A 6,557-nucleotide genomic window follows, 5' to 3' on the forward strand; every position below is an offset into this window, starting at 1 on the left:
AGCCACCGGCGGCACTGAGATTACAGGGTTTCTGCGATCTCGTCGGAGATTTCACCGTTGTGGTAAACCTCCTGCACATCGTCACAATCTTCCAGCATGTCGATCAGGCGCAACAGTTTAGGTGCAGTTTCTGCATCCATGTCGGCTTTGGTCGATGGGATCATCGTGACTTCAGCGGAATCGGCTTTGTAACCGGCGGCTTCCAGCGCATCTTTCACTTCGCCCAGATTTTCCCAGGCAGTGAACACATCGATAGCGCCATCATCGTAAGAAATGATGTCTTCAGCACCCGCTTCAAGCGCGGCTTCCATCAGCACGTCTTCATCCAGACCAGGAGCGAAAGTGATCACGCCTTTTTTGGAGAACAGATAAGCCACGGAACCGTCGGTACCCAGATTGCCACCGGTTTTGGTGAAGGCATGACGCACTTCTGCCACGGTACGGTTGCGGTTATCACTCAGACATTCAACCATGATGGCTGAACCGCCAGGACCGTAACCTTCATAAATGATGGTTTCCATGTTGGTGTCTTCGTCACCGCCCACGCCACGTGCGATAGCCCGGTTGAGGGTATCGCGGGTCATGTTGTTGGACAGCGCTTTATCGATAGCCGCACGCAGACGTGGGTTTGAACCCGCATCGCCGCCGCCCAAACGCGCAGCGGTAACCAGCTCACGAATGATTTTGGTAAAAATTTTGCCGCGTTTAGAATCTTGCGCCGCTTTGCGGTGCTTGGTATTGGCCCACTTACTGTGACCTGCCATAAATATCTCCAAAAAGTCTAAAGTCTTAACAGACCGAATAGTTTACAAATTCTTCAATCGCCTGCTGGTTGCTCGGGGAGACTGTCAGCGCTGCCGCTGCCAGTTTATCGAGCCACCGGTACGCATGATGTTCGGTGAGAACCACATCACGCTCGTCGGGTAACGCCAGACAGAACCAATGTTCTTTATTGCGGGTCACACCGGGAGCATAGCGATGGCGCAAATGCGCAAATATTTCAAAGTCCTCGCAGCGATGGCAGTCCTGCAGAGTCAGGTTTTCACCTGCAATGTCGATACCGACCTCTTCCATGACTTCACGCTGCGTGGTTTGATTTGGGGATTCCCCGTCTTCCAGACTGCCGGTCACCGACTGCCAGAAATTCGGGTCATCCTTTCGTTGAAGCATCAGCACCCTGCCGGTGTTTCTGGCGTAGATGACGCACAGTATCGACTCAGGACGCTTATAGCTCATTAGTTATTCTCTGTATTTGTGTCTGGTGTCACTTCTTTTTTCGCCACAACCGCAATGCCCAGTTCCAGCAGCGACGCAGGGTTGGCAAAACTTGGCGCTTCGGTCATCAGACACGCCGCAGCGGTAGTTTTCGGGAAGGCGATCACGTCACGGATGTTATCCGTGCCGGTCAGCAACATCACCAGACGATCGAGACCAAATGCCAGACCGGCGTGCGGAGGCGTACCGTATTTCAGGGCGTCGAGCAGGAAGCCGAATTTCTCGCGCTGTTCGTGCTCGTTAATACCCAGAATGCTGAACACGGTCTGCTGCATTTCGCTGCGGTGAATACGCACAGAACCGCCGCCCACTTCGTAGCCGTTGATCACCATGTCGTAGGCGTTAGCGATAGCAGAAACCGGGTCCGCTGCCAGTTCTTCTGCGCTCATGTCTTTTGGTGCAGTGAACGGGTGGTGCATAGCGCTCAGGCCGCCTTCGTCAGTGTCTTCAAACATCGGGAAGTCGATCACCCACAGCGGAGCCCACATGTCTTCTTTAGTGATTTTCAGGTCACGGCCGACTTTAAGGCGCAGTGCGCCAATCGCGTCAGTCACAATCTTCGCGCTGGCTGCGCCGAAGAAGATCATGTCGCCATCCTGTGCACCAGTGCGTGCGATCAGGGCAGCCAGCAGTTCTTCATTCAGGAATTTAGCCACCGGGCTCTGGATACCGTCCAGGCCTTTCGCCACTTCATTCACTTTGATATAAGCCAGGCCTTTCGCACCGTAGATTTCGATGAATTTGGCGTATTCGTCAATTTGTTTACGGCTCAGGGAGGCACCGCCCGGAACGCGTAATGCAGCCACGCGACCTTTCGGATCGTTGGCCGGATCAGCAAACACTTTGAACTCGATGTTTTTCATCAGGTCCGCAACATCCACCATTTCCATCGGGTTGCGCAGGTCCGGTTTATCAGAACCGTAGCGACGCATGGCCTCTGCGAAGGTCATGATCGGGAAGTCGCCCAGATCCACGCCTTTCACTTCCTGCCACAGTTCACGGGCCAGTTTCTCCATCACTTCGCGCACTTGTTCGGCGCTCATGAAAGAGGTTTCCACATCGATCTGGGTGAATTCAGGCTGACGGTCAGCACGTAAATCTTCGTCACGGAAGCATTTTACGATCTGATAATAACGATCAAAACCAGACATCATCAGCAGTTGTTTGAACAGCTGAGGAGACTGCGGCAAGGCGTAGAACTTACCTTTGTGCACACGGCTTGGCACCAGATAGTCACGCGCGCCTTCCGGTGTAGCTTTGGTCAGCATCGGAGTTTCGATGTCGAGGAAGTCATGGCTGTCCATGAAACGGCGTACGAAGCTGGTGATTTTTGCACGCGCTTTCAGGCGGTTAGCCATTTCAGGACGACGCAAATCCAGATAGCGGTATTTCAGACGCGCTTCTTCAGTGTTGACGTGGTTGGAGTCCAGCGGCAGCGATTCTGAACGGTTGATAATGTTCAGATTACTGGCGAACACTTCCACTTCACCGGTCGCCATGTCTTTATTGAACTGGCTTTCCGGGCGTGCACGCACGGTGCCGGTTAACTGGATGCAGAACTCGTTACGCAGTTCAGACGCCAGCTTGTAGGCTTCTGCCTGATCGGGGTCGAAGAAAACCTGAACGATGCCTTCGCGGTCACGCATATCGATGAAAATCAAACCACCCAAATCGCGGCGACGGTTAACCCAGCCACACAATGTTACTTCCTGGCCCACATTGGACGCATTCAGTTTTCCACAATATACAGTACGCATAACGGTATCCTTTTGATCCCACTACCCGGCCTCATGGCTCACAGGCACAGAAACGGTTATTGACTCTGGTCGCCCGCCGCAAAACTCAGCAGCGCACGGAATGGGTTTTATTCAGGTCGAAAAAAGGCGGCTATTATAAAGGAATTTCCGGCGAAGGATAAGTGCGAACACGTCAACGCTGGCGCGGAAATTCACTCGTGTTGCTGGCTACACATAATTTAACAAAATTATATCTTTTTGCTCCCCGCGCTAGCATAGACTCACGCAATCCCCTTTGTACACGCAGTAAATGATTCCTTTCTCTCATTACCCATTTTGAAAACCGGGAGCTAAACATGAAACTTGATCCAAAAAACACCGCGCTGGTACTAATTGACTTACAGAAAGGAATTTTACCGTTCGCAGGCGGCCCGCACACCGCACAGCAGGTGCTGGATAATGCCACTGAACTGGCAACCCGTTTCCGTAAACTGGGTGCGCCGGTCGTCATGGTTCGCGTGGGCTGGTCTGACTCTTTTGACGAAGCGCTGAAACAACCGGTTGATGTCCCTGCGGCTGCGCCGGAAGGCGGTTTACCGCCAAGCTGGTGGGAATTCCCGGAACAACTGGGCGTAACCGACAGCGATCTGCTGGTGATCAAACGTCAGTGGGGCGCGTTTTACGGCACCGATCTGGATTTACAACTGCGCCGCCGCGGCATTAAAAGCATCGTGCTTGCCGGTATTTCCACCAACATCGGCGTGGAATCTACGGCCCGTAATGCCTGGGAACATGGCTATGAACTGGTGATCGCAGAAGATGCGTGCAGCGCACACAACAATGACCATCATCAGTCCAGCATGCAGTTTATTTTCCCGCGTATCAGCCGTGTCCGTTCCACTGCCGAAGTGCTTGCCGCGTTGCCAGAGTAACGCTACCCTGATTTTCATGCCTGAACGCCGCCCGCTGAGGCGGCGTTTTATTTGGGATTTGGCCCGGAAAAGGGAGCATCGATATGTATATTGGTTTACCGCAATGGCATCACAGCGCCTGGGCAAAGATGGGTTTGCGTGATCTCCTCCCTGAAAACAGTGCCAGTCTAAACTGAAGTATCCGGTCTTTCTTTCATCTCAATGAGAGGCATATTAACCATGAATAAGACCCGTTATACCGAAGAACAGATAGCCTTTGCCCTTAAACAGGCTGAAATCGGCACTCGGGTGGAGGAAGTGTGCAGAAAGATGGGGATTTCTGAGGCTACTTTTTACAATTGGAAGAAGAAGTTTGGCGGCATGGGCGTGACAGAACTGCGTTGGCTGCGCCAACTGGAGGAAGATAATCACCGCCTGAAACGGCTGGTCGCCGATCTCAGTCTGGACAAGGAAATGCTGCAGGACGTCATCCGAAAAAAGTTCTGAGGCCGGTGCAGAAACGCGAGGCGGTTGAATACCTGCTGGCGGCGTACCGCATCGGGGTTCGCAGGGGATGCCGGCTGATGATGCAGAGCCGAAGGTTTACAACTACCGCAGCTGCCGCGATGACCGGGCCCTCACGCAGCGGATACGGGAGATTGCAGAAACCCGCATTAATTTGTGTCAATTTTTATGAATTTAATCCCGAGCCATGCCACAACACAGGCCGGGAAGCCCCTAAACAAGCCGTATTAAATGCAACTTAAAAAGACTTCTCTGCGTATGCTTCGCTAACATTAGGGTGATTTTGAGCACAGATTTTTAGGATGGTTAGCGCATGTTGCATTAGCGCCTCACTGCGCTCTGGTTCAAACCATTGACCATTAAACTTACCACCATGGAAAAGGTTGTTTCTCACGCGACGTATTAATACAAAAATCTTTAGTGCTACGTTCGGTTCTTCTAGCGGAGTGGCATCCCAAGCAAGAGCACCATCTTTAACAACCTGCTTTTTTGGCGGGTGATTAATAAAATAGTCAACAGCGGCAATGAATGCAGGGTCTTTAGGTGAGGTAAAGACGTGCTTAACATCTTTTGCATACCAATCCCAGTTTGCCTCTGCTTTTCCATCTTTGGGCTTTGGCTGAGTTGCTTTTAGGCAATACTCATAGCGGGAAAACTCACGAAAGAACTCAAAACTAAGATTATCTATGTTGGATTTTTCCATGCTGGCTGCCTACCTTTTTTATTTGAAGTGACCTAAATTTTCCAACAAGGATAAGGCAAATACCACCCTTTGGATTGTTGTATTTTGGCTATACCCGCCTCCTGTTGAATAGTAATCGCTTACCTAATCAGCAATGGGAAATATCCGCGATTGTAGTGGCACACTGAATTTGGCCACCTGAATAGAGGTGATATCATCACCTCACAGTAAAAACAGGTGGCATTATGACCGGACGTAACAGACGCAATTTTAGCCCCGAGTTTCGCCTCGAAGCTGCCCAGCTTGTACTCGATCAGCATTACACCGTTGCCGCCGCTGCTACGGCAATGAACGTCGGCAAATCCACAATGGACAAATGGGTTCGACAACTGAAAGAAGAGCGAGCGGGAAAATCACCCACTGCTTCACCCATGACACCTGAGCAGATTGAAATACGCGAGCTAAAGAAAAGACTTCAACGCGTTGAAATGGAAAGGGATATATTAAAAAAGGCTACCGCGCTCTTGATGTCAGACTCCCTGAACAATTCTCATTAGTTGAGAAACTCAGGGCGCGGTTTCCTGTTGCCGTTGTGTGCAACGTGTTTGGGGTTCATCGCAGCAGTTATAAATACTGGCGGCAGCCCAGGAAGCCTGACGCCACGAGAGTGGCATTACTGAGCCTTGTGCGTGAAGTTTATCGCGAAAGTAACGGCTCAGCAGGAGCGCGAAGCATTGCCGCGATGGTCACCACCAAAGGTATAAAACTGAGCCGCTGGCGGGCAACAAAGCTAATGAAAGCGCTCAATATTATCAGCTGTCAGCAACCTGGCCATCGTTATAAGAAGGCGTCTAAGGAACACATTGAGATCCCTAATTATCTGGATCGCCAGTTTGCTGTTACCGAGCCTAATCAGACCTGGTGCGGTGATGTGACTTATATCTGGACGGGAAAACGCTGGGCTTATCTGGCTATAGTACTCGATTTGTTTTCCCGTAAACCGGTTGGCTGGGCGATGTCATTTTTCCCTGATTCAGCACTGACAGGTAAAGCCCTGTCGATGGCCTGGGAAGCACGGGGAAAACCGGCTAATTTACTGTATCACTCGGATCAAGGCAGTCACTATACCAGCAGGAATTTCAGGCAGTTACTGTGGAGATATCAGATAAAGCAAAGTCTGAGTCGCCGGGGAAATTGCTGGGATAACAGCCCAATGGAACGGTTCTTCAGAAGTCTGAAAACAGAGTGGGTACCGGATAATGGCTACGCTAATTTTAGCCAAGCCAGCACGGCAATAACGAATTACATCACAGGATATTACAGCCAGCTCAGACCTCATCAATATAATGGTGGTTTGACGCCGAATGAATCAGAAAGATTGTTTTGGAAAAACTCTAAAGCCGTGGCCAGTTTTTGTTGACCACTACA

At 51.0% G+C, this 6,557-nt stretch carries 6 protein-coding genes and 1 pseudogene; 3 read left to right on the forward strand and 4 right to left on the reverse strand.

Translation table 11 applies throughout. The features are described 5' to 3' along the window. Nucleotides 1–20: 20 nt before the first annotated feature. Genes EX31_RS11685 through aspS form a run of 3 tightly spaced genes read right to left on the reverse strand, consistent with a single transcriptional unit; the run spans nucleotide 21 to nucleotide 3,032 of the window. A complete protein-coding gene (locus EX31_RS11685; RefSeq protein ID WP_013575035.1) occupies nucleotides 21–764 on the reverse strand; it encodes a YebC/PmpR family DNA-binding transcriptional regulator in 744 nt (247 codons plus the stop codon). A gap of 25 nt (nucleotides 765–789) precedes the next feature. Next, nucleotides 790–1,236 (reverse strand): dihydroneopterin triphosphate diphosphatase, encoded by a 447-nt coding sequence (gene nudB, locus EX31_RS11690; RefSeq protein ID WP_013575034.1) that lies wholly within the window; start codon nucleotides 1,234–1,236, stop codon nucleotides 790–792. Continuing rightward, nucleotides 1,236–3,032 (reverse strand): aspartate--tRNA ligase, encoded by a 1,797-nt coding sequence (aspS, locus tag EX31_RS11695; RefSeq protein WP_037034901.1) that lies wholly within the window; start codon nucleotides 3,030–3,032, stop codon nucleotides 1,236–1,238. The genes nudB and aspS overlap by 1 nt, the downstream gene beginning before the upstream one ends. Nucleotides 3,033–3,367: 335 nt before the next feature. Between aspS and EX31_RS11700 the strand changes: the two genes are divergently transcribed. Together EX31_RS11700 and EX31_RS26005 are read left to right on the forward strand one after the other, a co-directional pair. Next, on the forward strand, nucleotides 3,368–3,943 hold the full coding sequence (locus tag EX31_RS11700; RefSeq protein WP_037034903.1) for a hydrolase: 576 nt from the start codon (nucleotides 3,368–3,370) through the stop codon (nucleotides 3,941–3,943). Nucleotides 3,944–4,162: 219 nt separating this feature from the next. Continuing rightward, a pseudogene (locus EX31_RS26005) lies at nucleotides 4,163–4,598 on the forward strand (transposase); the annotation flags it as partial. An 87-nt stretch (nucleotides 4,599–4,685) separates the two neighbouring features. Here EX31_RS26005 and EX31_RS26325 read toward each other — a convergent pair. After that, entirely contained in the window at nucleotides 4,686–5,150 is a 465-nt protein-coding gene (locus EX31_RS26325; RefSeq protein ID WP_037034906.1) for a hypothetical protein, read from the reverse strand. Between the two features lie 224 nt (nucleotides 5,151–5,374). Here EX31_RS26325 and EX31_RS11720 point away from each other — a divergent pair. After that, nucleotides 5,375–6,549 (forward strand): IS3 family transposase gene (locus tag EX31_RS11720; protein WP_156106971.1). Its coding sequence is split into 2 segments (ribosomal slippage): nucleotides 5,375–5,633 and nucleotides 5,633–6,549, totalling 1,176 coding nucleotides; the frame shifts between segments, so codons are not numbered across the junction. Nucleotides 6,550–6,557: the final 8 nt, after the last annotated feature.

The organism is Rahnella sp. WP5, from assembly GCF_000745615.1.
GTDB classification, from domain to species: Bacteria; Pseudomonadota; Gammaproteobacteria; order Enterobacterales; family Enterobacteriaceae; genus Rahnella; species Rahnella aceris.